The organism is Sphingobium sp. AntQ-1 (genome assembly GCF_028538045.1).
GTDB classification, from domain to species: domain Bacteria; phylum Pseudomonadota; class Alphaproteobacteria; order Sphingomonadales; family Sphingomonadaceae; genus Sphingobium; species Sphingobium cupriresistens.
In genome coordinates, this window is the sequence record NZ_CP117158.1 from 3,540,029 (window position 1) to 3,561,642 (window position 21,614).

19 protein-coding genes and 1 tRNA gene are annotated in these 21,614 nt (G+C 63.2%); 6 read left to right on the top strand and 14 right to left on the bottom strand.

Translation table 11 applies throughout. The features are described from left to right. Positions 1-103 precede the first annotated feature (103 nt). The 4 genes from sphantq_RS17745 (at position 104) to hflX (ending at position 5,845) form a co-directional block, all read left to right on the top strand. Positions 104-2,356, top strand: a complete 2,253-nt coding sequence (locus tag sphantq_RS17745; protein WP_272799139.1) for a sensor histidine kinase — start codon at positions 104-106, stop codon at positions 2,354-2,356. Next, on the top strand, positions 2,346-3,716 hold the full coding sequence (gene ntrX / locus sphantq_RS17750; protein WP_066602110.1) for a nitrogen assimilation response regulator NtrX: 1,371 nt from the start codon (positions 2,346-2,348) through the stop codon (positions 3,714-3,716). The genes sphantq_RS17745 and ntrX overlap by 11 nt, the downstream gene beginning before the upstream one ends. A gap of 175 nt (positions 3,717-3,891) precedes the next feature. Next, a complete protein-coding gene (hfq, locus tag sphantq_RS17755; RefSeq protein ID WP_066602107.1) occupies positions 3,892-4,374 on the top strand; it encodes an RNA chaperone Hfq in 483 nt (160 codons plus the stop codon). 121 nt (positions 4,375-4,495) lie between these two features. Continuing rightward, positions 4,496-5,845 (top strand): GTPase HflX, encoded by a 1,350-nt coding sequence (gene hflX, locus sphantq_RS17760; protein WP_129926975.1) that lies wholly within the window; start codon positions 4,496-4,498, stop codon positions 5,843-5,845. Positions 5,846-5,861: 16 nt separating this feature from the next. Here hflX and sphantq_RS17765 read toward each other — a convergent pair whose 3' ends face one another. The 14 genes from sphantq_RS17765 to sphantq_RS17830 form a co-directional block, all read right to left on the bottom strand. Beyond that, positions 5,862-6,395 carry a tetratricopeptide repeat protein gene (locus tag sphantq_RS17765; RefSeq protein ID WP_272799140.1) on the bottom strand — a complete coding sequence of 178 codons (534 nt, stop codon included), beginning with the start codon at positions 6,393-6,395 and terminating at the stop codon, positions 5,862-5,864. A gap of 116 nt (positions 6,396-6,511) precedes the next feature. After that, on the bottom strand, positions 6,512-7,291 hold the full coding sequence (mazG, locus tag sphantq_RS17770; protein ID WP_272799141.1) for a nucleoside triphosphate pyrophosphohydrolase: 780 nt from the start codon (positions 7,289-7,291) through the stop codon (positions 6,512-6,514). Between the two features lie 235 nt (positions 7,292-7,526). After that, positions 7,527-8,945, bottom strand: a complete 1,419-nt coding sequence (locus tag sphantq_RS17775) for an ISNCY family transposase (RefSeq protein WP_272799142.1) — start codon at positions 8,943-8,945, stop codon at positions 7,527-7,529. A gap of 283 nt (positions 8,946-9,228) precedes the next feature. Further along, the gene (locus tag sphantq_RS17780; RefSeq protein WP_443021562.1) at positions 9,229-10,629 is read right to left on the bottom strand and encodes an ISNCY family transposase; all 1,401 of its coding nucleotides are present in this window, start codon (positions 10,627-10,629) and stop codon (positions 9,229-9,231) included. Between the two features lie 227 nt (positions 10,630-10,856). Next, positions 10,857-12,158: an MFS transporter gene (locus sphantq_RS17785; RefSeq protein ID WP_272799144.1), complete on the bottom strand. Its 1,302-nt coding sequence runs from the start codon at positions 12,156-12,158 to the stop codon at positions 10,857-10,859. Then, positions 12,155-12,784 (bottom strand): retropepsin-like aspartic protease family protein, encoded by a 630-nt coding sequence (locus sphantq_RS17790; protein ID WP_272799145.1) that lies wholly within the window; start codon positions 12,782-12,784, stop codon positions 12,155-12,157. The genes sphantq_RS17785 and sphantq_RS17790 overlap by 4 nt, the downstream gene beginning before the upstream one ends. After that, complete coding sequence (locus sphantq_RS17795) at positions 12,784-13,575, bottom strand: MBL fold metallo-hydrolase (protein WP_129926972.1); 792 nt, start codon at positions 13,573-13,575, stop codon at positions 12,784-12,786. Before sphantq_RS17795 ends, sphantq_RS17790 begins: the two co-directional genes overlap by 1 nt. Then, positions 13,572-14,345 carry a TatD family hydrolase gene (locus sphantq_RS17800; RefSeq protein ID WP_272799146.1) on the bottom strand — a complete coding sequence of 258 codons (774 nt, stop codon included), beginning with the start codon at positions 14,343-14,345 and terminating at the stop codon, positions 13,572-13,574. The genes sphantq_RS17795 and sphantq_RS17800 overlap by 4 nt, the downstream gene beginning before the upstream one ends. Positions 14,346-14,349: 4 nt before the next feature. After that, complete coding sequence (gene metG / locus sphantq_RS17805; protein WP_272799147.1) at positions 14,350-15,918, bottom strand: methionine--tRNA ligase; 1,569 nt, start codon at positions 15,916-15,918, stop codon at positions 14,350-14,352. 41 nt (positions 15,919-15,959) lie between these two features. Further along, positions 15,960-16,934 carry an AAA family ATPase gene (locus tag sphantq_RS17810; protein ID WP_272799148.1) on the bottom strand — a complete coding sequence of 325 codons (975 nt, stop codon included), beginning with the start codon at positions 16,932-16,934 and terminating at the stop codon, positions 15,960-15,962. Further along, a complete protein-coding gene (gene tmk / locus sphantq_RS17815) occupies positions 16,931-17,557 on the bottom strand; it encodes a dTMP kinase (RefSeq protein WP_066602077.1) in 627 nt (208 codons plus the stop codon). The genes sphantq_RS17810 and tmk overlap by 4 nt, the downstream gene beginning before the upstream one ends. Continuing rightward, a complete protein-coding gene (locus tag sphantq_RS17820; protein WP_272799149.1) occupies positions 17,554-18,717 on the bottom strand; it encodes a D-alanyl-D-alanine carboxypeptidase family protein in 1,164 nt (387 codons plus the stop codon). Before sphantq_RS17820 ends, tmk begins: the two co-directional genes overlap by 4 nt. A 47-nt stretch (positions 18,718-18,764) precedes the next feature. Then, positions 18,765-19,715 carry an RlpA-like double-psi beta-barrel domain-containing protein gene (locus tag sphantq_RS17825; RefSeq protein ID WP_272799150.1) on the bottom strand — a complete coding sequence of 317 codons (951 nt, stop codon included), beginning with the start codon at positions 19,713-19,715 and terminating at the stop codon, positions 18,765-18,767. Beyond that, positions 19,699-20,748 (bottom strand): lytic murein transglycosylase, encoded by a 1,050-nt coding sequence (locus tag sphantq_RS17830; protein ID WP_272799151.1) that lies wholly within the window; start codon positions 20,746-20,748, stop codon positions 19,699-19,701. Before sphantq_RS17830 ends, sphantq_RS17825 begins: the two co-directional genes overlap by 17 nt. Positions 20,749-20,881: 133 nt before the next feature. Between sphantq_RS17830 and sphantq_RS17835 the strand changes: the two genes are divergently transcribed. After that, positions 20,882-20,971 (top strand) — tRNA-Ser (locus sphantq_RS17835). A gap of 50 nt (positions 20,972-21,021) precedes the next feature. Then, positions 21,022-21,612, top strand: a complete 591-nt coding sequence (locus sphantq_RS17840; RefSeq protein ID WP_272799152.1) for a hypothetical protein — start codon at positions 21,022-21,024, stop codon at positions 21,610-21,612. Positions 21,613-21,614: the final 2 nt, after the last annotated feature.

Genomic DNA, 21,614 nt, shown 5'->3' on the forward strand with positions numbered 1-21,614 from the left:
AGTCGCAAATCAGGACGAACCGACGGTCTGCATCGACCAGCGACAGTCCTTTGGCCAAATACTGTGTTTGAACGGGCACGGGGGTTGTTGTAACAATGCCACTATGAGCGGCGCGACCACACTCCCCAAGCGGGCATCGGCATGGCGGAGAAATCTCTCGCTATCGCTGCGCAACGGGCGACTGGCTGTATTGGTGGAAGGGGTGACTTTGGCCCTCTTCCTCGGCATGGCGGGCCTGACCTATCATATCCTTTCGGGCAGCGGCGAATCCTACACGCTGCTGACGCCGCCCATCGTCGCCCTTCTGCTGGTGGCCAATCTGGTTCCGGCCATCGCCCTGCTGATGTTGCTTGGGCGGCGCGTCGCCAAACGCCGCGCCGCCCAATCGGCCATCGGGAGTGAAGGGCAACTCCACGTTCGGTTGGTCGCCATCTTCTCCATCGTCGCCAGCGTGCCGATGCTGCTGGTGGTGATCTTTGCATCCCTGCTGTTCCAATATGGCGTGCAATTCTGGTTTTCGGACAGCGCGCGCGGCATGTTGCAAAACGCCAGCGATCTGGCGCGCGGCTATTATGAGCAGAATTTGCGCGAAGTGGGCGACGAAACCGTCACCATGTCCAGTGACCTGCGCAAGGAATTGATGGATTCGCAGGTCAGCAGCCCGCGCTTCGCCGAATATCTTCTCTATCAGGTCGTCGGGCGTAAGTTGAGCCGGGCCGCCATCATCGAGTTAGGGACGGATGGCATCGTGCGCACCGCCGCGACGGTCGATCCTGAAAATCGTCCGGCAGCGGACAAGCTCACCCCTGAAGTCATCAGACGGCTGGGGCAGGGCGAGACGATCGTCGTCCAGACCCGCAACAACCAGATCGAGGCGGTCACGCTTCTCTATCCCAAGTCCAAAATCTATCTCTACGCCGCCCGCAATGCGGACAGTTCCTCCTTCTCCAACGTCGCGCGGGCGCAGAAGGTGTTGTCGGACTATGATCTGTTCGCGGCGCAATCGCGCGCGCTTCAACTGCGCTTCAATATCGCGCTGTTCGTTGGATCGCTGCTGCTGGTCGGCATCGCCGTCTATATCGCGCTGGCCGTCGCCGACTGGATGGTGCGGCCGGTTAATCAGTTGGTGACGGCGGCGCGCAGGATCACCGCCGGCGATCTGTCGGCGCGGGTGACCGGGCCGATGGCGCGCGACGAAATCGGCACGCTGGCCGCCGCCTTCAACCGCATGACCCAGCGGCTGGAGGCGCAAACCGGCGCGCTGGTCGCGGCCAACAGCCAGCTCGACGAACGGCGCGCCTTTATCGAGGCGATCCTGTCGGGCGTCAGCGCCGGCGTATTGTCGGTCGATTTCAACGGGGTGTTGCAGTTGCTCAACAGGTCGGCCGCGGCGATTCTGGTCGACGAAGGCGACGATCTGGTCGGTCGCAACCTGGCCGAGATATCGCCCGAACTCGCCGAATTCATCGCCTCAGAGGACGGCGCGGGCATTGTTCAGGTGCGCGCCCATGGCGACCTGCGCACGCTGGCGGTCAAGCGCTCGCAGGATGCGTCGCGCCATATCCTCACCTTTGACGACATCACGCAACAACTGTCAGACCAGCGCCGCGCCGCCTGGTCCGACGTGGCGCGCCGCATCGCGCATGAGATCAAGAATCCGCTGACCCCGATCCAGCTCGCCGCCGAACGGCTGCAACGCCGCTATGCCGACGAGATCACCAGCGACAAGCCGACCTTCACTCGCCTGACCGGCACGATCGTCCGGCAGGTGGGCGACCTGCGCCGGATCGTCGACGAATTTTCCTCCTTCGCGCGGATGCCCAAGCCGGTGTTCCGGCGCGAGGCGGTGGGCGATATCGCCCGCCACGCCCTGTTCCTGCACGAAGTCGCGCATCCCGATATCCGCTTCGAATATGCCGGAGCGGACGATCTGGACATGGTTTGCGACCGGCGCCAGCTTGGACAAGCGCTCACCAATATTGTGAAGAATGCTGTCGAAGCCATTGAACCAAAAGCCGTTCCGGATGATGGTGGTCCGCGCGGTCATGTCCGTATGACATTGGTGCGGGAGGGGGACGATATTCTCATCACCGTGCGCGACGACGGTATCGGCCTGCCGCCCGAACGCGAGCGGATATTGGAACCTTATATTACGACGCGGACCAAGGGGACGGGTCTGGGCCTGGCCATCGTCAAGAAGATTGTCGAGGAGCATTTGGGGGAGATCCGCTTCGACGATGTGCAAGGAGGCGGGGCGTGCGTAACGCTGCGCTTCGCCGCGGGGGCGCTGGAAAAACTCGAAGAAGGGCAGGTTATCGCCCTGCCAAAAGGAAAAGTGACGGCCAATGGCGCTTGATATTCTGATAGTCGACGATGAAGAGGATATTCGCGATCTGGTCGCGGGTGTGCTCGAAGATGAAGGTTTCACCACCCGTACCGCCGCCAACAGCGACAGCGCGATCGACGCGCTCGATGCCCGTCGCCCCTCGCTCGTCCTGCTCGATGTCTGGTTGCAGGGATCGCGGATGGACGGGCTGGAACTGCTGGAGGAGATCAAGCGTCGCGACCCCACCGTGCCGGTGCTGATGATTTCGGGCCATGGCAATATCGACACCGCCGTCGCGGCGATCCGTAAGGGCGCGGCCGACTTCATCGAAAAGCCGTTCGAGGCCGACCGACTGCTTCACCTCGTGTCGCGCGCGACCGAAACGGAGCGGCTGCGTCGGGAAAACCAGGTGTTGCGCGCCCGTTTCGGCCAGGATGACGAACTGACTGGCTCATCGGCGTCGATCAACGGCGTGCGCGCCACGATAAAAAAGGTCGCCGGCACTGGCAGCCGCGTCCTCATCTCCGGCCCCGCGGGCGTCGGCAAGGAAGTCGCCGCGCGGATGCTCCACAGTTGGAGCGGCCGTGCTGATTCGCCCTTCATCATCGTCGCTGCGGCACGGATGGACCCGGATCGCGTCGAAGAGGAATTATTCGGCGTCGAAGACCCCAGCGGCCTCGTCCGCCCCGGTTTTCTGGAACAGTCCCATGGCGGCACGCTGTATCTGGACGAGATCGCCGACATGCCGATCACGACGCAAGGCAAGATATTGCGCGTCCTGACCGACCAGAGCTTTACCCGCGTCGGCGGGCAGCGCGTGGTGAAGGTGGACGTCCGCGTCATTTCCTCGACCGCGCTGGACCTGGCCGGAGAGATAGAGGAACGCCGCTTCCGCGAGGATCTCTTCTACCGCCTCAATGTCGTGCCGCTGGCGATCCCGCCTTTGTCCGAACGGCGCGACGATATCCCGCCGTTGGTCGAACATTATCTCGCCCGCTTCGCCGCCGAACGCCGCGTGCCGCCGCCGGAAATCGCCAGCGACGCCATGGCCGCGCTCCAGGCCAATGAATGGCCGGGCAATGTTCGCCAATTGCGCAACGTCATCGAACGCACGATGATCCTGGCGCCGGGCGACCGGATCGGGCGGATCGAACTCGACATGCTGCCGCCTGAACTCACCAGCGGCGGCGGCGGGGAGGGGATGGGCCAATCCGCGATCATGGGCGCGCCGCTGCGCGAGGCGCGCGAAAGTTTCGAGCGGGAATATCTGCGCATCCAGATTCGCCGTTTTTCCGGCAACATCTCCCGCACCGCGACCTTCATCGGCATGGAGCGGTCTGCGCTGCACCGCAAACTCAAGCTGCTGGGCATTACCGACGGCAAGGATTAGTCCCGTCTCGCCAATCGATTGCCGAACTTTGGCCAAAGCGCATCTGCGCCATGGACGCTCCTTCGCAATTGCGATAGGATTGCACCGCTCCCGACAAGCGGGGGCGGGCAAGACACCCTGCTTAGGGTGCGAGAGCGGGTAACGTCCCGCCAAGAATAAAGGACTGGCGACGACCATGGCCGACAAAGTGAACAACCTTCAGGATATCTTCCTCAACAGCCTGCGCAAGACCAAGACCCCGGTGACCATGTTCCTGGTCAAGGGCGTCAAGTTGCAAGGCATCATCACCTGGTTCGACAATTTTTCCGTGCTGCTGCGCCGCGATGGCCAGTCGCAGCTGGTCTACAAACATGCGATCTCCACCGTCATGCCGGCCCAGTCGATGGACCTGACCGATCTGCGCAAGGCCAGCGATGGCAACGGCAAGGGGAAGCTGCTCCAGGAAATCTTCCTGTCCGCCGTCCGCAAATCGGGCAGCCCGGTGACGATGTTCCTGGTGAATGGCGTCATGCTTCAGGGTGAAATCGCGGCCTTCGACCTGTTCTGCATGTTGCTCGAACGCGACGGCATGGTCCAGCTCGTCTACAAACATGCCATCTCGACGGTCCAGCCGCTCCATGCGCTCGATCTCAGCGGCGAGAATGAACAGGACGATTGATCGCTTTTCCTGTCCGATAGATTAAAGCCGTGCTCCCGTGTACGCGGCAGCCCAGGTCCGCGTTCAGGACTGGGCTGCCGCCTGCGCGGGAGCATGTTGCATTGTAAGGCGTTATACTTCCATGGCCATATTCAATCGCGATTCCGATGACGAAGTGGCGCGCGGCGCGCGCGCCATCGTCGTCCATGCCGAAACGCACAATGGGGCCAATTCCTCTATAGACCGCCGGGACAGCGACGCGCGGCTGGAGGAAGCGCGCGGGCTTGCCCTCGCGATCGGCATCGACGTGCGCGCGTCCCAGGCGTTTCGCGTGCGCGACCCCAAGCCCGCCACCTTGTTTGGCAGCGGACAGGTCGATCAGATCGCGACCCTGGCGCGGCAGGAGGAGGCCGACCTCATCATCGTCGACAACAGCCTGTCGCCGGTGCAGCAAAGCAATCTGGAAAAAGCCTGCGAGGCCAAGGTCATCGACCGGACCGGGCTGATCCTCGAAATCTTTGGCGAACGCGCCGCCACCAATGAAGGCCGGCTCCAGGTCGAACTCGCCCATCTCGATTATCAGGCGGGCCGGCTCGTGCGCAGTTGGACCCATCTTGAGCGGCAACGCGGCGGCTTCGGCTTCCTTGGCGGTCCGGGCGAAACCCAGATCGAAGCGGATCGCCGCATGATCCGCGACCGCATGGCCAAAATCCGCAAGGAACTGGATCAGGTCACCCGCACCCGCGGCCTGCATCGCGCCCGCCGCCAGCGCGCGCCTTGGCCGGTGATCGCACTCGTCGGCTATACCAACGCCGGAAAATCCACGCTTTTCAACCGGATGACCGGGGCTGACGTCATGGCGGAAGACTTACTCTTCGCCACGCTCGATCCTACTATGCGCCAGATCGCCCTGCCGGGCCTGGACAAGGCGATCCTGTCCGACACCGTCGGCTTCGTATCCGATCTGCCCACGCAATTGATCGCCGCGTTCCGCGCGACGCTGGAGGAGGTGCTGTCGGCCGACCTCATCGTCCATGTCCGCGACATCGCCCATCCCGATAGCGATGCGCAGCGCGACGATGTGCTCGACGTGCTGGGCGAACTGGGCGTTGCCGGCGAAGCGGCGCTGGATCGTGGGGTAGGGGATCCGGATGCGCCGCCGATCCTGGAGGCCTGGAACAAGCTCGACCTGCTCAGCGAAGAAAACGCCGCGCTCGCCCGCGAAACCGCGTCCCGACGCGATGATGTCGTCATCCTCTCGGCCTTGACCGGGGAAGGGGTGGACATGCTCCAGCGCACCATCAGCGACTGCATGACCCGCGGCGCGAAAGTCTATGGCCTGCGCGTGCCCGTGTCGGACGGCGCCACGGTCGCCTGGCTCCACGAACATGGCGAAGTCCTGTCGACCATCGTCGAAGATGAGGAAAGCCGCGTTGATGTGCGCCTATCGGACGCCGCCTTCGCCCGCTACGCAAAGCGAAGCGAAGGCTAGTCTCGGCGCGGCTTCTTTACGCCAGCGCCTTTTCAACCACGGCGATGGCCTGATCCAGCGGCTTGGCGCGGTCGCAATCGCTACCGCATTTTTCCTGCTGGTTGCGCAGCTTGCCCAATATGTCCTGCGCGGCGTCGCGATTGCCCAGGCGAATTTCCGCCAGCGCCAGCCCTGACATCGCACCGGGATAGCCGTTCCGCCCGCGATACAAGCTTTGTTCGAAATATCGCCGCGCGCCCGTCGCATCGCCCAGCCCAAGTCTGGCGACACCCTTGAGGAACCGGACCTGCCGGCTGCTCGTCCTGCCGACCAGGTTCGTCAGCACACTGTCGGCCTGCGCATAGTCGCCCGATGCGATCAGGCGCTGCGCGCGGCTCACATCGTTATACGCACCGCCATTGACGCTACGGAGATTATCGGGACCATAGCCGGTGATCGGGCCGCTCATCGGCGTTGGGAAGTTGGTGGTAATACCGCTAATGCCGTGATTTTGAGCATAGGCGGGAGCGGCTATGGCGGCGCATAAGGGCAGAAGGATCGTCAAACGCATGGCTTTTCCTCCATCTTTATAAGAAAAAGCTATAATCGGTGCAGGACCTTGTCAAATATAAGTTTCAAGTCCGAACCTTATCCAGCTCATGTCTTTGCCCGTGAAACAGGGGGCCTTCAGGCGGATTTTTCCTGCTGCTTGGCGCGCTGCCACAGCGCTTCCTTATCATCCAAGGCCAAGGACGCGAAGCGATTGCCCGCCATGCCCTCCATGGCGCGAAAACGGCGATCGAACTTCCTGTTCGCCTTGCGCAGAGCCGTTTCGGGGTCAACTTTCAGATGGCGTGCGAAGTTGACCACGGCGAACAACAGGTCGCCAATCTCTTCCTCACGCTCATCCTGCGTGGCCGCTTCACGCACTTCGTCCAGTTCCTCGATGATCTTGTCGATCACGCGGACCGTGTCGGGCCAGTCGAAGCCTGTGCGGGCGGCGCGCTTCTGCAATTTTTCGGCGCGCAGCAGTGCGGGCAGGGCGATCGCGACTCCGGCCAGCGCACTGGGATCCGGCTCCTTCTCCGCGCGCTCGGCCGCCTTGATCGTTTCCCATTGGGCATGGCCATCCTCGCGCCGCGCGCCTTCCGCAAAGACATGGGGATGACGACGGATCATCTTTTGCGTGATGCCGTCGATCACATCCTGCATCGCAAAATGCCCGGCCTGTTCAGCGATCCGGCTGTGGAAAGCGACCTGAAGCAGCAGATCGCCCAATTCGTCGCGCAACGCATCCATGTCCGCGCGTTCGATCGCGTCCGCCACCTCATAGGCTTCCTCGATCGTATAGGGTGTGATCGATGCGAAATCCTGCTCGATGTCCCAGGGGCATCCGGTGTCGGGATCACGCAACCGCGCCATGACGTCGGCAAGCGGCATGATGTCGGCGGGGCTGGCTTTGCTCATATCGGACCTGATCGCTGTGGAAGGCTGGCCGTGCGATAGGGCGTACGCACGTCTCTGGCCAGTCCAATATGTTCCTGCCATGTAGAGAAGTCACAATCTCTGCCATTTAGAAATGTCACAGGGTAGGGACAGCAGGGGCTGCGTGGAGCCATCGAAACAGCGCAGCGCAGCCCCTGCTGATGCGCTGACATTTAAGTGGTGCGCTGTGGACCCGCTGCGTCAGCAGTGGGCCCGGTCATATCCTCTGCAGGAAGCTGAGCGTGCCGCGTTCGCGCAACGCCTCATCACTGAGCCTGGGACCACGCTTGAGCTTTGAGCCACCCAGTTTGCGGCGGTCGATCTTTGGTGGCGGGTCTGGCTCGGGAAACAGATGCATTGGTTGGTCACGGCGGGCAGGGGCATCGTTGTTGCGTTTACGATGATGCGGCATGATCGCCTGCATCTGCTTCGCCAACATCAGCGCCGCGTCCAGATGTTTGTTCCCGACAATGGCTGGCTGATTGACCTGCCGCATCTTGTCGAACTGGCGATAGGGCAGGACATGGCCTTCATGCTCGATCTCCAGTCGACCGTCGGGATACTCGCACACCGTCACCCGCTGACGCGCCAGCTTTTTGCTGGCATCGTTCGGCTCCAGGATGAACATCGCCTTGTTGTAGTGCAGCATCAGCGCCGCCGTCACCGTTCGCTGTTCTTGCCAGACCATGATCGAACGCAGATCATCATGCAGTGCGAGCGGCCGGTGCAGATCGCGGGCATCGAAAGCGGGCCGGGCGAACCGCGCATTGTGCCTAGTCATATAGCTGTCGAGGAAGGCGTTCGCCTCTTCGATCGATGAGATGCCCTCCAGGCGCATCGCCTTAACCAGTCGGTCCTGTAATGTGGCGTTGGCCCGTTCGACCCGGCCCTTGGCCTGCGGTGAGTTGGCGCAGATGATCTCAATGTTCAGCGCATCCAGCGCCCGGCCAAAATGCGTCATGCCGTCGCCCCGCGCCGCGCTGGCCTTGGCGTTACGGAAAACACTATGCTTGTCGGAATAGAAGGCCACCGGCTTGCCATGCCGTTCGATATACGCGCGGGTCGCCTCCATATAGGCGAAGGTGCTCTCGCTCTCGACCATCCCGAGGTGCATCAACTCGCTGGTCGCGTCGTCAATATAGACGAGAAGCGTGCATTGCGGGCCGCGGTCTTCAAACCACCAATGCTTCGAGCCGTCGATCTGGATCAGTTCACCCCGGCAATCCCGCCGATAACGTGGCTGATAAGGGCGAGGGCGACGAGCATCGCGATCTTTCCACAAACCAGCCTGAATCATCAACTGACGCAGTGTCTCGCAAGCGACCGTAATGCCATGGCGCTCAATCAGATACTTTCGCGCCAAAGTCGGGCCAAAGTCATGATAATGCTCACGAACGAGTCCAACAATCTGCTCGCGACGGGCTTCGCTGTGCCTCCGATTACTCGGCTGGCCACGCTTACACGAGATCAGGCCTTCGGGGCCTTGCGCATCTAGTCGAGCCAGTAGACGGCTAATCTGCCGTCGGGACACCCTAAGAAGTGCTGCCGCATCCTGAACCCGCAGTTCGCGTCGCCGCACTCGAAGCAGCGTATCGTATCGTGAAAGCTCGCCATGGCTCATCGCAACCACCGTCATAAGCGCATCCTCCGATCCAGAGGATGACCATGCCACCGAGATCCGCGAACGCCCATCAAGATGGGACATCTCTATCTAGCGGAGTGGGACATTTCTATTTAGCGCTTACACACTGTGTTCTCGCTAAATAGAGAAGTCACTATCTGTGCCATATAGAAATGTCCCACCTGTGAGTACAGCAGGGGCTGCGTGGAGCCATCGACACAGCGCAGCGCAGCCCCTGCTGATGCGCTGACCTGGGGGTAGTAGACCCATGGACCCACTGCGTTAGCAGTGGGCACGGTCATGTCCTCTGTACGAAGGCGAGCGTGCCGCGTTCGCGCAACGCCTCATCACTGAGCCGGGGACCACGCTTGAGCTTCGAGCCACCCAGTGTGCGCCGATCGATCTTTGGTGGCGGGTCTGGTTCGGGGAAAATATGCATAGGCTGGTCACGGCGGGCAGGGGCGTCGTTGTTGCGCTTGCGGTGATGCGGCATCATCGCCTGCATTTGTCTGGCCAGCAGCAAGGCTGCGTCCAGATGCTTGTTCTCTACAATCGCAGGTTGATTGACCTGCCGCATCTTGTCGAACTGGCGATAAGGCAGCACATGGCCCTCATGCTCGATCTCCAGTCGGCCGTCGGGATATTCGCAGACCGTGACCCGCTTGCGCGCCAGTTTTTGGCTGACATCGTTCGGCTCCAGAATGAACATCGCTTTGTTGTAATGCAGCGTCAGTGCCGCCGTCACCGTCCGCTGCTCACGCCAGACCATGATCGAACGCAGATCGTCATGCAGGGCGAGGGGGCGGTGCAGATCGCGAGCATCGAAGGCGGGGCGGGCGAACCGCTCGTTGTGCCGGGCCATATAGCTGTCGAGAAAGGCGTTGGCGTCCTCGATCGATGAAATGCCTTCCAGGCGCATCGCTTTGACCAGGCGATCCTGCAAGGTGGCGTTGGCCCGTTCGACCCGGCCCTTGGCCTGCGGCGAGTTGGCGCAGATGATCTCGATGTTCAACGCATCCAGCGCCCGCCCGAAATGGGTCATGCCATCGCCATTGGCTGTGGGCCTCGGATTGCGGAAGACAGTGTGTTTGTCGGAATAGAAGGCCACAGGCTTGCCGTGCTGTTCGATATACTCGCGCGTCGCTTCCATATAGGCGAAGGTGCTCTCGCTCTCGACCATCTTGAGATGCATCAGCTCGCTGGTCGCGTCATCGATATAGACGAGCAGGGTGCATTGCGGCCCGCGATCCTCAAACCACCAATGCTTCGAGCCGTCGATCTGGATCAGTTCACCCCGACAGTCCCGCCGATAACGCGGTTGATACGGGCGAGGGCGACGGGCATCGCGATCTTTCCAGAGCCCCGCTTTTATCATGAATTGGCGTAGCGTCTCGGAGGCTAGGTGGATATCGTGCCGCTCCGCCAGATACTCGCGGGCCAGGGTTGGCCCGAAATCATGATAATGCTCGCGCACGATCGCGACGACGCGCTCGCGGAAATTGTCATCATACCGTCGGTTGCTTGGCCGGCCACGCTTACACGAGACCAATCCTTCGGGACCAGCTGCATGTAATCGTGACAGCAGCCGAAATATCTGCCTTCGGCAAAGGCCCAATAGCGCTGACGCATCCTCAACACGCAGTTCGCCGCGCTCGACCCGCAGCAGCGTATCGTAACGGGAAAGCTCGCCGTGGCTCATGCCAATCACCATCATAAGCGCCAACTCCTGAATCAGGAGATGACCATGCCACCGATGAGCCGCGTGGTGACGTCGAGAGTGACATCTCTAACTAGCGGAGGGGTGACATTTCTATCTAGCGCTTACACAATATAAGTACGATAATATATATTATGTTAAAAATATGCTGTCGCCGCGATCGCGTACAGCTGTCCAACTCGCCGTCGCATTCGCAACGCATCTGCCCTTCAATCCTCGCGGATCAGGCTGTGCTTGGCGGTGTCGCGCATCTTGACATAGACGACCAGCGATATGGCGATCATCACCGTGACGTAGATGTAGAAAGCCTGCTCCATGCCCGCCTGCTTGAACCATAAGGCGACGAGTTCCGCCGTCCCGCCGAACAGCGTGTTCGCCAGCGCATAAGGCAGCGCCACGCCCAGCGCCCGGATATGCGCGGGAAACAGTTCGGCCTTCACCACCGCATTGATCGACGTATAGCCGGTCACGATCACCAACCCGGCCATCACCAGCAGCCCCGCGACCAGCGGGTCTTTCGTCACCGCCAGCGTCGCGAAGATCGGATAGGTGCAAAGCACGCCCAGAACGCCAAAGCCGATCATCAGCGGCTTGCGCCCGATCCGGTCGGACAAGGCGCCCGCGACCGGCTGCAACAGCATGAACGCGAACAGCGTCGCCGCATTGATCTGCGACGCGACTTCGCGGCTGAGGCCGCTGGTATTGACCAGGAACTTCTGCATGTAGATGCTGTAGGCGTAGAAGGCGATCGTGCCGCCCGCCGTCAGCAGCATCACCGTCAGCGTCTCGCGCGGATGGTTGGTGATGAGTTCCACGAACCCCGATTTCGGCGCGCCCGCCGCCTTGGCCACCGCAAAGCTCTGCGTCTCGGCCAGCCCGCGCCGCAGCCAGAACACGATAACCGCCAACAGCCCGCCGATGAAGAAGGGTATGCGCCATCCCCATGCGTCAAGTTGCGCTTCCGTCAGCGTCGCCTGCAACAGCAACAGCACGCAGATCGCGACCAACTGCCCCGCGATCAGCGTCACATATTGGAAGCTGGAAAAGAAGCCGCGCCGGTTCTTCCCTGCCATTTCCGACAGATAGGTCGCGCTCGCGCCATATTCGCCGCCGATCGACAATCCCTGCATCAGCCGCGCCAGCACCAGCATCAGCGGCGCGGCGACTCCAATCGTCTCATAGCCCGGCGTCACCGCGATCAGCAGCGACCCCGCGCACATCAGCGCCACCGATAGCGTCAGGCCGCTCTTGCGCCCATGGCGGTCGGCATAGACGCCCATGAGCCACGCCCCGATCGGCCGCATCAGGAAGCCGACGGCGAAGATCCCCGCCGCGCTCAGCAGTTGCGCTGTGCGATCCTCGCTAGGGAAGAAATGCGGCGCGAAATAGAGAGTGAAGGCGGCGTAGGCATACCAGTCATACCATTCCACCAGATTGCCGGTGGACCCGCCGATAATGGCCTTGAGCCGCTGGGCCTGCGTCGGCGCGCCCGTCTCGATCGAAGCGGTCATGGCGTCAGCACCATGGCGCCGTCTTGGACGCCCCAGCTTTTCAGGCGCGACAGCATGTTCATGCCGATGACATTAACCTCCCCGAATGTGGGTGACACGACCACGGGAAGATCGCTTGCCGAAATGGGACCGATAGATAGCGTGGCGATGCTCGACCGCTTGGCCGACACCTTGCCGTTGGCGGTGGTCATGATGACGCCCGGTTCGCCGACATCATAGTTCAGGCCGGCGGCGCGCGCCGTATTTTCGGACAGGGCGGTGATCGTCGCGCCGCTGTCGATCAGGAAACGGGCGGTCGTGCCGTTGATCGACGCCTCGACCCAATAATGGCCGTCCGGCGCGACCGGTATGCGCAGCGCCTGCCCCTCGGTCCGCGCCTTGGGCAGCGCGGCGGGCGCTTCGTCAGAGGTGACGACGTCCCCCTCCTCAGCCCAGCGTCCGGTCAAATACCCCTGGCCCTGCGCGAATTTGAATAGGCCCAGCAGCCCGCCGAAGATGGCGACCCACAGCAACGCCATGCGCAGCAGGCTGCCCCAGGCCATGTGCCGCCCGACCAGCGCGGATCCGACAAGGACGAGCGCCAGCACATACCAGATGGTCGATGCCGCCTGATCCGTGCCGTCCATCAGGCCCCCTGCTCGTTCGCATCCAGTTGCACCACCATGCCGTCATAGCCCGGCACCACGCCCGTCGGGAGCGTGCCGATCAATGTCGCATAATCCATGCTCTGGTCCATATGGGTCAGGATCGCCAGGCCGGGCCGGGTGGCGGCGATGCCGTCCAGCGTCAGCGCCAGATGCGGATGGGTCGGGTGCGGCTTGGTCCGCAGCGCATCCACGACCCAGACGTCCAGCCCGTCATAGAGCGCCAGCATGTCCGGCGTCAGGGCATGGAAATCCGTGGCATAGCCGACCGACCGGCCGCCATGGCTGAAGCGAAATCCGGTGGAAAAAATGTCGCCATGGGGCTGGTCGACGCAGGCGATGTCGATGTCGCCGATCCGCAACCCGTCGGGCAGGATATGAGGCTGTATCGTCGGATGATAACCGTTGCGTCCTTCGAACGCATAAGCGAAGCGCTCCGACAGCAGCTTGAGCGTCTGCGCTCGTGCATAGCCGGGAACGGGCGTGCGGCGATGATGGAAGAGCTGGCGGACGTCGTCGATGCCATGGCTGTGGTCGGCATGGTCGTGCGTCCACAATATCGCATCGATCTGGATGACGTCGGCGGCCAGCAACTGCGCGCGCATGTCGGGCGAGGTATCCACCAGAATGCGCGTGGTCGGGCTTTCCACCAGGATGGACACGCGCGTCCGCCGGTTCTTCGGCTCGGCGGGATCGCATGTCCCCCAGTCATTGCCGATCCGCGGCACCCCGGACGATGTGCCGCTGCCCAGGATCGTGAGCGTCAGGCTCATGCGACCTTGCTGAACAAGGCGCGGAAATTGGCGGAGGTCGCCGCCGCGAGTTCTTCAATGCTCTCGCCGCGCAGATTGGCCAGGAATTTGGCGGTGTCGGCAACGAAGGCGGGTTCGCACGGTCGTCCGCGATGCGGCACCGGCGCCAAGAAGGGCGAATCCGTCTCCACCAGCAACCTGTCGAGCGGCAGCCGCGCCGCCGTCTCCTGCAAATCCTTCGCGCTCTTGAACGTCACGATGCCCGAAATGCTGATGTAGAAGCCCAGTGCCATCGCCGCATCGGCAAAGGCGCCGCTGGCGGTGAAGCAATGGATAACGCCGGTGAAGCTGCCCTGCCCCATCTCGTCGCACATGATGCTGAGCGTATCCTCCTCCGCATCGCGGGTATGGACGATCAGCGGCAGGCCGGTGTCCCGCGCCGCGACGATATGCGACCGGAAGCTCTTCTGCTGCCGATCGCGGTCGCTATGGTCATAATAATAGTCGAGGCCCGTCTCGCCGATGCCGACCACGCGGGGATGCGCCGCCCTCTCCACCAGCTTGGCGGTGTCGATATGGGGATGTTCGTCCGCCTCATGCGGGTGGATGCCGACCGTCGCCCATACGTCCGGCTCGCGGATCGCGGTGCCCAGCACATCGTCCCACTCGCTTTCGCGCGTCGCGATATTGAGCATCAGGTCGACGCCAGCGGCCCGCGACCGTTCCAGCACATTGGCCTGATCCTCGATCAAGCCCTTGTAATTGAGGTGACAATGGCTGTCGATCAGCATGGGATCAGGCGACCTCCGCCGGCAGTTCGAGGCGCGGGAACAGCGGCTTGGGCGCGGCCAGCACGAAATCGCTCTCCGCCAGCGCCGAATACCAATGATCGCCGATCGCGTCATAGCTGCGCTTGTCCTGCGGTACGCCCATATGATCCAGCAGCGCGCTCGCGCTCGCCGGGATGACCGGCAGGATGCCGACCGCCAGCTGGGCGATGGCGATATAGAGGGTCGCCAGCACCGTCTCCATCCGCTCGGCATCGGTCTTGCGCAACGCCCATGGCGCCTGCGCATCGATATATTGGTTGCAGGCGAAACAGGCGCGCAACCATGCCTCGATCGCCACGCTGGGCGCCAGTTCGGCGAAGGCGGCGGGCATGTCGGTGCGGATCGTCTTGTCGAGCAGCGCGAGCAACTCCCCATCAGCCGCATCATGACCGTGGATCACGGGCAGGCGGCCATCCAGATTCTTCGCGATAAAGCTCAACGTCCGCTGCGCCAGATTGCCGAAGGCATTGCCCAGATCGCTGTTGGAGCGCTGGACGATCGCCTCTGCGCTATAGCTGCCATCATTGCCGAAGGTGACTTCGGACAGCAGGAAATAGCGCAACTGATCCACGCCGAACCGGTCGGCCAATTCCATCGGGTCGGCTACATTGCCGACCGACTTGGACATTTTCTCGCCCCGGTTGAGCAGGAAGCCGTGACCGAAGACCTGTTTGGGCAAAGGGAGGTTCGCGCTCATCAGGAAAGCCGGCCAATAGACCGTATGAAAACGCACGATATCCTTGCCGATGATATGCGTGATGTCGCCACCCTTGGCCCAATAGCGCGTCATCCGCGCCGCATCGTCGGGATAGCCACAGCCCGTCAGATAATTGGTCAGCGCATCGACCCACACATACATGACATGGCCGTCCGATCCCGGCACCTTCACGCCCCAGTCGAAACTGGTGCGCGATACGCTGAGGTCCGACAGGCCGCTTTCGACAAAACGCAATATCTCGTTGCGGCGGCTGTCAGGCTGGATGAAGTCGGGCTGGCTTTCATAGAGCGCCAGCAGCCGGTTCTGATAGGCGGACAGGCGGAAGAACCAGCTTTCCTCGACCGTCCACTCGACCGGCGTGCCCTGCGGCGAGAGCTTGACGCCCCCCTCCCCGTCGGTGATTTCCTTCTCGTCGTAAAAAGCTTCGTCGCGGACCGAATACCAGCCTTCATAGCGGCCCAGATACAGGTCGCCATTGGCCTCCATCGCCTGCCAGATCGCCTGGCTGGCGCGATGATGATCCGGCTCGCTGGTGCGGATGAAACGATCATGGCTGATATTCAGCCTCTCGTTCATCACCTTGAAATAGCCCGCCATTTCATCAGCCAGTTCACGCGGTTCGATGCCGCGGTCGCGCGCCGTCTGGGCCATTTTCAGCCCATGTTCGTCGGTGCCGGTCTGAAAGAAGACGTCGCGGCCCATCATCCGCTGGAACCGGGCGACCGCATCGGTGGCGATCACTTCATAGGCGTGGCCGATATGCGGACGGCCATTGGGATAGGAAATGGCGGTGGTGATGGTGAAGGGCTTGGACATGGCCTCTCCCTAGCCGCTGATCCGCGCCCCGCAAAGCCGCTTTATGCGCGCTCTTGCGCCAGCGCCGCGACATGCCCGGCCAGTTCGAAAACCACCCCCGCCGGATCGAGCGACAGGATCACCGCGCCACCCGCCAGATGCCGGGCCTTTTCCCAATGGTCCAGCGCCGTGCCCAGCGCCGGTCCATGGCGAGTCCGCGCCGCCTGCGCGATGAAGGCGGGCGCGCGTTCCAGAAAGGCTTCATAGCGCGGCTTGGCGGATTTCAGCGCCAGCGCCTTGGCCAACGCCAGCCGCTGGCGATTGCCCGGATCGCCCTGCGTCGCCAGCGCGGTCAGCGCCTGTTCGATCTCCGACAGGTTCAGGCCCGCATAGCGCAGCGCCTGCCCCGGCGATCCCTCGCCCGCACGCACCAGCGCATCCATTTCCTGCGGCGACAGCGTATCGTCCGTCGCTTTCAGCACCGTACGCATCGTCGCCGCATCCAGCGGATCGAAGCGCAACGTGCGGCAGCGCGACCGGATCGTCGGCAGCAATCGCCCCGGCGCATGGCTGACCAGCAGGAATACCATGTCCGCCGGGGGTTCCTCCAGCGTCTTGAGCAGCGCATTGGCCGCGCCCCGCTCCAGATCGTCGGCGCTGTCGACCACCACCAGACGGCGTGGCGACAGCGACGGGGCCGACTGGGTCAGCCGTTGCAATCCCCGCACCTGATCGACACTGATGTTGCGTGCGGTGACGCCATCCTTTTCCAGCGGCGCCAGTTCGGCATAGTCGGGATGCGCGGACGCTTCGATCAGGCGACGGGTCTGGTGGTTTTCCGGGACGGACAGCCCCTCCGCATCGATCGACGGCCCGGCGGCCTCGGCCAGCAGCCGCATCGCCAGCGCGCGCGCGAAACTGCCCTTGCCTATGCCCCTGGGACCGGAAAGAATCCAGCCATGATGCATCCGTCCGCTCTGCGCGGCGGCCATCAGCGTGCGGGCCTGCGCGTCATGGCCCAACAACAAAATGGTCATGGCAGCAAGTCTTCGATCGCGTCGAGCAGCCGCAGCGTTACGATCTCGGCCGGGCCGGAGGCGTCGATCGCATGGACGCGCGCGCCTTCCTCCAGCGCGAAGCGGCTGAAGGCATCGGCCACGGCGCGGTGGAAATCGCTCGCCCGCCCGCCGATCCGGTCTTCGGCATCGCCGTCGCGCGCCTTGGCCCGCCCAGTCGCCTCGCCTTCGGGCAGCGTGAGCAGCAAGGTGCGATCGGGCAAAAACCCGTCGCTGCCGATCCGATGGAGCGTCAATATATCGGCGTCGGTCAACGCGCCCTGCCCCTGATAAGCGCGGCTCGAATCGAGAAACCGGTCGGACAGCACCCAAGCGCCCCGCGCCAGTGCCGGACGTATCGTCTTTTCGATATGATCAGCCCGCGCCGCCGCGAAAAGCAGCGCTTCGGCGCGCGCGCTCCAGCGATCGGCGCCGCCGGTCAGCAGCAGCGCTCGGATCGCCTCCGCCCCTTCGCTGCCGCCCGGCTCGCGTGTTTCGACCACGTCCTGCCCGCGCGCGCGCAGGGCTGCGGCCAGCGCGCGCAACTGTGTCGATTTGCCCGCGCCCTCGCCGCCTTCCAGCGTGATGAACCGCCCTGCTATCAAGCGAAGAGCGACTTCATGCCGTTCCACAGCCGGCCGAAAAAGCCCGCTTCCGCGACATCTTCACCGGCGACCAGCGGCATGATCTGCGGCGGGGTGTCCGGTGTCTGAACGATCATCTGGGCGATCTGCTGGCCCTTGGCGATCGGCGCCTTGATCGGGCCGGTATAGACCACCTTCACCTGCACATTGGCTGACGCCGTGCCCGGCAGGGTCACGGCCAAATTCTGCGGCGCGACCAGCGATACGCTCGTCGCGCTGCCCAATTGCACGGTCGCCGTTTCGACCTTCTGGCCCTTCTTGAACAGCGGCTGCGCCTTCCACGCCTTGAAGCCCCAATCCATGAAGCGGACCGATTCGCTGATGCGGCCGTTAAAGCTGGACAAGCCAGCGATGACCATCACCAGACGGCGACCATTCTGCTCTGCCGATCCGGTAAAGCCGAAGCCCGCCTCTTCGGTATGACCAGTCTTCAAGCCGTCGGCTCCGTCGATCTTGCCCAGGATAGGGTTGCGATTGCCCTGCGCAATGTCCGCGCCGCCCATCGTCTTGCCCCAGGTGAAGGACCGGGTGGCGTAGAATTTCTTGTAGAGGTCGGGCGTTTCCTCGATCGTCGCCTGCGCCAGCTTGGCCAGGTCCTCGGCGGTGACATAGGTCACGCCTTCATCCGGCCAGCCATTGCTGGTGCCGAAATGGCTGTTTTTCAGGCCCAACCGCTTGGCTTCTTCGTTCATCGCGGCGACGAAGGCCTGTTCGGTGCCGGAAATCCCCTCCGCCAGCACGACGCAGGCGTCATTGCCCGACAGGGTGACGATGCCGTGTAGCAGATTTTCGACCGACACCTGCTCGCCGACGGACAGGAACATGGTCGATCCGGCCTGCGGGCCATGCCATTGCTTCCAGGTTTCCGGGCGCACGGTGAATTTGGTGTCGAGTTTCAATTCGCCTTTCTGGATCAGACGGAAGGCGACATGCGCCGTCATCATCTTCGCCATGGAAGCGGGCGGTATCCTCGTCTCGCCGCCCTTGTCGTACAGCACCGCGCCCGACGACAGATCCTTCATATAAGCGATCGGCGCTTCGGTGGTGTAGGGCGGTGCGGCGGCGATCAGCGGCTGGGCCAGCAGCCCGACGGCAAGGAGGACTGCAACGCTTTTCTTCATGGGACAACTGCCTTCGGACAAGTGGAATCGCTCTTCAACTGCGACGTCTATCGCGCGTCATTAGCCATGATACGGCTATTCTCAAAGCCTTTGGCGGCCGCGTAGCGAACTCCGGTCTGCGCCGCCTGCTGCGTGGCATAGGGGCCAAGCCGCACGCGCCATATGCCGTCACCCGACGCGACGTGCGCGCCCAGCCTCTTTGCGAGCGAATCAGCGCGAGCCTGCGAGGAGAAGGCCCCGACCTGCACCACATAGCCGCCGGTCGTGGGCGGCGCGGGCGTCGGCCTGGGCGCTGGCTTGGCTGGTTGCGCGACGAGTTTGGGCGCGGGCGTGTCGAAATCCGCGCCAGGGAGGCCGGCGCTGACAGGCTTGGCCGCAGCCGGCCTGGGCTTTGCCGCAGCCATGCGTGTGGACGCTGCTGGCCGCACCGGACCGAGCTTCTCCCGCAGCACCTTTAGCAAGGCGGCGGGCGTTTCCAACCGTTCGGCCGCCCGGCCGTGGCCGCGCAGCACCGCGCGTTCCTGATCGGGCGGATTGACCCGCCGCACCCGCACCGCCGCTATCCCCGCGACGCCCAGTTGCGCGGCCGCGCCCGGCGTCAGCGCGATCAACTGGTCGTTGCGCATCGGTCCGCGATCATTGACCCGCACCAGGATCGTCCGCCCGCTGTCCAGCGCCGTCACCTCGACATAGCTGGGCAAGGGCAAGGTCTTGTGCGCCGCCATGATGGCCGAAGGCATGAACGCCTCGCCCGTTGCGGTCGAACCGCCCCGACTGCCATCCTCGATGGCGCCGGCATAGCCGACCTCGTCATAGGAGGCGGGATCGGCCGGCGTGTATGTGACGCCACCCACCGCATAAGGCGGCTCCAGCGGGATCGGCGTATCGCCTGCCATAGCGACCGAACCGGCCTGCTGCGGCTGCGCCGCACACGCGCCTCCTCCGATCAGCGCCAGCATTATGGCGGTCCCGAACAGCCCCTTATTGTTTAACAGCATCCGCCAGCAATCCCACCGACAAGGCATAGAAGTTGGAGCAATTATAATCCAGGATCGCCCGATAATTGCCGGTCAGCAGATAGGCGGTCTTGCCCGGCCCATCGGGTTCCAGCAGCGTCGCCAGCATATTGTCCGCGGGCCACACGCCATTGGCGGGAAACAGCCCCAGCTTGCGCCATTCCGCCATAGTCAGCCAGCGGCTGTGCCGGTTGAACACCCGCGGGCACCGCGCTGGCTCGGTCTTGGCCGCCACGGCGGCGCGGTTGAAGCTTGCCGGCACATTGACCGCCACGCCCCAGGGCTGGCCCTTACGCCATCCCGACTGGACGAAATAATTGGCGATCGACGCCAGCGCATCGGCCTCGCTGGTCCAGATGTCCGCCTTGCCGTCCCCGTCGCCATCCTTGGCGAGGCGCAGATAGACCGACGGCAGGAATTGCGGATAACCCGTCGCCCCGGCCCAACTGCCGACCAGCCGGCTCCGCGGCACGCCATTGTCCAGCATCTTGAGCGTAGCGAGCAATTCCGGCTCGAACAGCGCGCGCCGCCGCCCTTCATGCGCCAGCGTCGCGAGCGACCGGATCAGGTCGAAATCGCCGGTATAACTGCCATAATTGGTTTCATGGCCGTAGATGGCGACCATGATCTCTTCCGGCACGCCCGTCTCCGCCTCGATCCGGGCCAGGCGCGCCCGGTTCGCCTGATAGACGGTCCGCCCCCGGCCGATCCGCGCCGCATCGACATGCTGGCGACGATAGGGTTCGAAATTGGGGATGGGCGAATAGGCGCCGCCGCCGGGCTGGCTCTGGTCGAGTTGAACGACGCGTGGATTGATGGTCAGCGATGGAAAAACACTGTCCAGCGTCGCGTCGCTTATGCCCATGGCCCGCGCCTTGGGCCGCAGGCTTTCCAGATAGGCCCGGAAATCCGCCCCCTCCTGCGCCTGTGCCGGCCCCACGGCCATGCCTCCGGCGGCGATGGTGGCAAGGCCCAGCAAAAAAGACAGGATGGGTGAACGCAAAGAATCCCTCATGCCCCCGTTGTTGCACAGGCGGGGCGGCAGGTGAATCCCCTTAATGCTCGGTCGGGTCGCTTAAGGCGACGAACGGAGAAAGCGACGATTTCCACTTGGCATCGCCGCCCGGCGCGCTAGGAAGCGAGCCAACGGAAGTGTGGCCGAGTGGTTTAAGGCAGCGGTCTTGAAAACCGCCGTGGGTGTAAGCTCACCGTGGGTTCGAATCCCACCGCTTCCGCCAAATGCTGTCGGCTATCGTCGGGAGTTGCAGCCGCGTCTGAACTTCGTACCTTGATGGCTGGCGCACATGTCCATGTGCTGGGCTCTGCACCGGGAGCCTGCCTCCCTACCGGCCCCGCGCCCTATGTGCTGATGGCCGTCAACGGCAGCTTCCTGCCCTGGCCGACCCTGGTCCCTGACATCGTGCTGCTCAACGGACATACCGTCGTGTCTGATAATCCGGCGCAGCAGATGACGCGCAGCCTGATGCGCGGCCGACATGCGACGCATGTGCTGGCCATCGCCGACATGGCCAGCCTCGACGCTTTCGCTACGATTGGCCTGGGCTGGGATTCGATAGAGGCAATGGACCGCGCGGCCCGGCAAAGGGCCTGCGAGCAGGCGACAGGGCTGCGCTTTCGCGGTGATCGCGGCGATCGCATCCCTTCGTCCGGCGTCACGGCCCTGTGCATCGCCATCGACGCTGGCGCCACGGGCGTGACATTTTCCGGCATCAGCATGGAAGGGGGGTATAGCTATGCGCCGGGCGATCATGCGCGCAAACATATCGACGTCGATCGGCGGGCGCTACAAGCGCTGGGCCTCAATCCAGACCAACTGGACCCCACCCTTATTCGACAGGTTCCAATCGGGACGGACTGAAT

Bases quoted from the DNA above. Each gene is read 5' to 3' on its own strand.
- hflX (WP_129926975.1), top strand. From the start codon at position 4,496: ATGGCCATATTCAATCGCGATTCCGATGACGAAGTGGCGCGCGGCGCG.
- sphantq_RS17800 (WP_272799146.1), bottom strand. From the start codon at position 14,345: ATGCTGATCGACAGCCATTGTCACCTCAATTACAAGGGCTTGATCGAG.
- sphantq_RS17830 (WP_272799151.1), bottom strand. From the start codon at position 20,748: ATGAGGGATTCTTTGCGTTCACCCATCCTGTCTTTTTTGCTGGGCCTT.
- sphantq_RS17820 (WP_272799149.1), bottom strand. From the start codon at position 18,717: ATGAAGAAAAGCGTTGCAGTCCTCCTTGCCGTCGGGCTGCTGGCCCAG.
- sphantq_RS17765 (WP_272799140.1), bottom strand. From the start codon at position 6,395: ATGCGTTTGACGATCCTTCTGCCCTTATGCGCCGCCATAGCCGCTCCC.
- ntrX (WP_066602110.1), top strand. From the start codon at position 2,346: ATGGCGCTTGATATTCTGATAGTCGACGATGAAGAGGATATTCGCGAT.
- sphantq_RS17810 (WP_272799148.1), bottom strand. From the start codon at position 16,934: ATGACCATTTTGTTGTTGGGCCATGACGCGCAGGCCCGCACGCTGATG.
- sphantq_RS17745 (WP_272799139.1), top strand. From the start codon at position 104: ATGAGCGGCGCGACCACACTCCCCAAGCGGGCATCGGCATGGCGGAGA.
- mazG (WP_272799141.1), bottom strand. From the start codon at position 7,291: ATGAGCAAAGCCAGCCCCGCCGACATCATGCCGCTTGCCGACGTCATG.
- sphantq_RS17825 (WP_272799150.1), bottom strand. From the start codon at position 19,715: ATGCTGTTAAACAATAAGGGGCTGTTCGGGACCGCCATAATGCTGGCG.
- sphantq_RS17780 (WP_443021562.1), bottom strand. From the start codon at position 10,629: ATGAGCCACGGCGAGCTTTCCCGTTACGATACGCTGCTGCGGGTCGAG.
- sphantq_RS17775 (WP_272799142.1), bottom strand. From the start codon at position 8,945: ATGACGGTGGTTGCGATGAGCCATGGCGAGCTTTCACGATACGATACG.
- hfq (WP_066602107.1), top strand. From the start codon at position 3,892: ATGGCCGACAAAGTGAACAACCTTCAGGATATCTTCCTCAACAGCCTG.
- sphantq_RS17785 (WP_272799144.1), bottom strand. From the start codon at position 12,158: ATGACCGCTTCGATCGAGACGGGCGCGCCGACGCAGGCCCAGCGGCTC.
- sphantq_RS17795 (WP_129926972.1), bottom strand. From the start codon at position 13,575: ATGAGCCTGACGCTCACGATCCTGGGCAGCGGCACATCGTCCGGGGTG.
- sphantq_RS17790 (WP_272799145.1), bottom strand. From the start codon at position 12,784: ATGGACGGCACGGATCAGGCGGCATCGACCATCTGGTATGTGCTGGCG.
- metG (WP_272799147.1), bottom strand. From the start codon at position 15,918: ATGTCCAAGCCCTTCACCATCACCACCGCCATTTCCTATCCCAATGGC.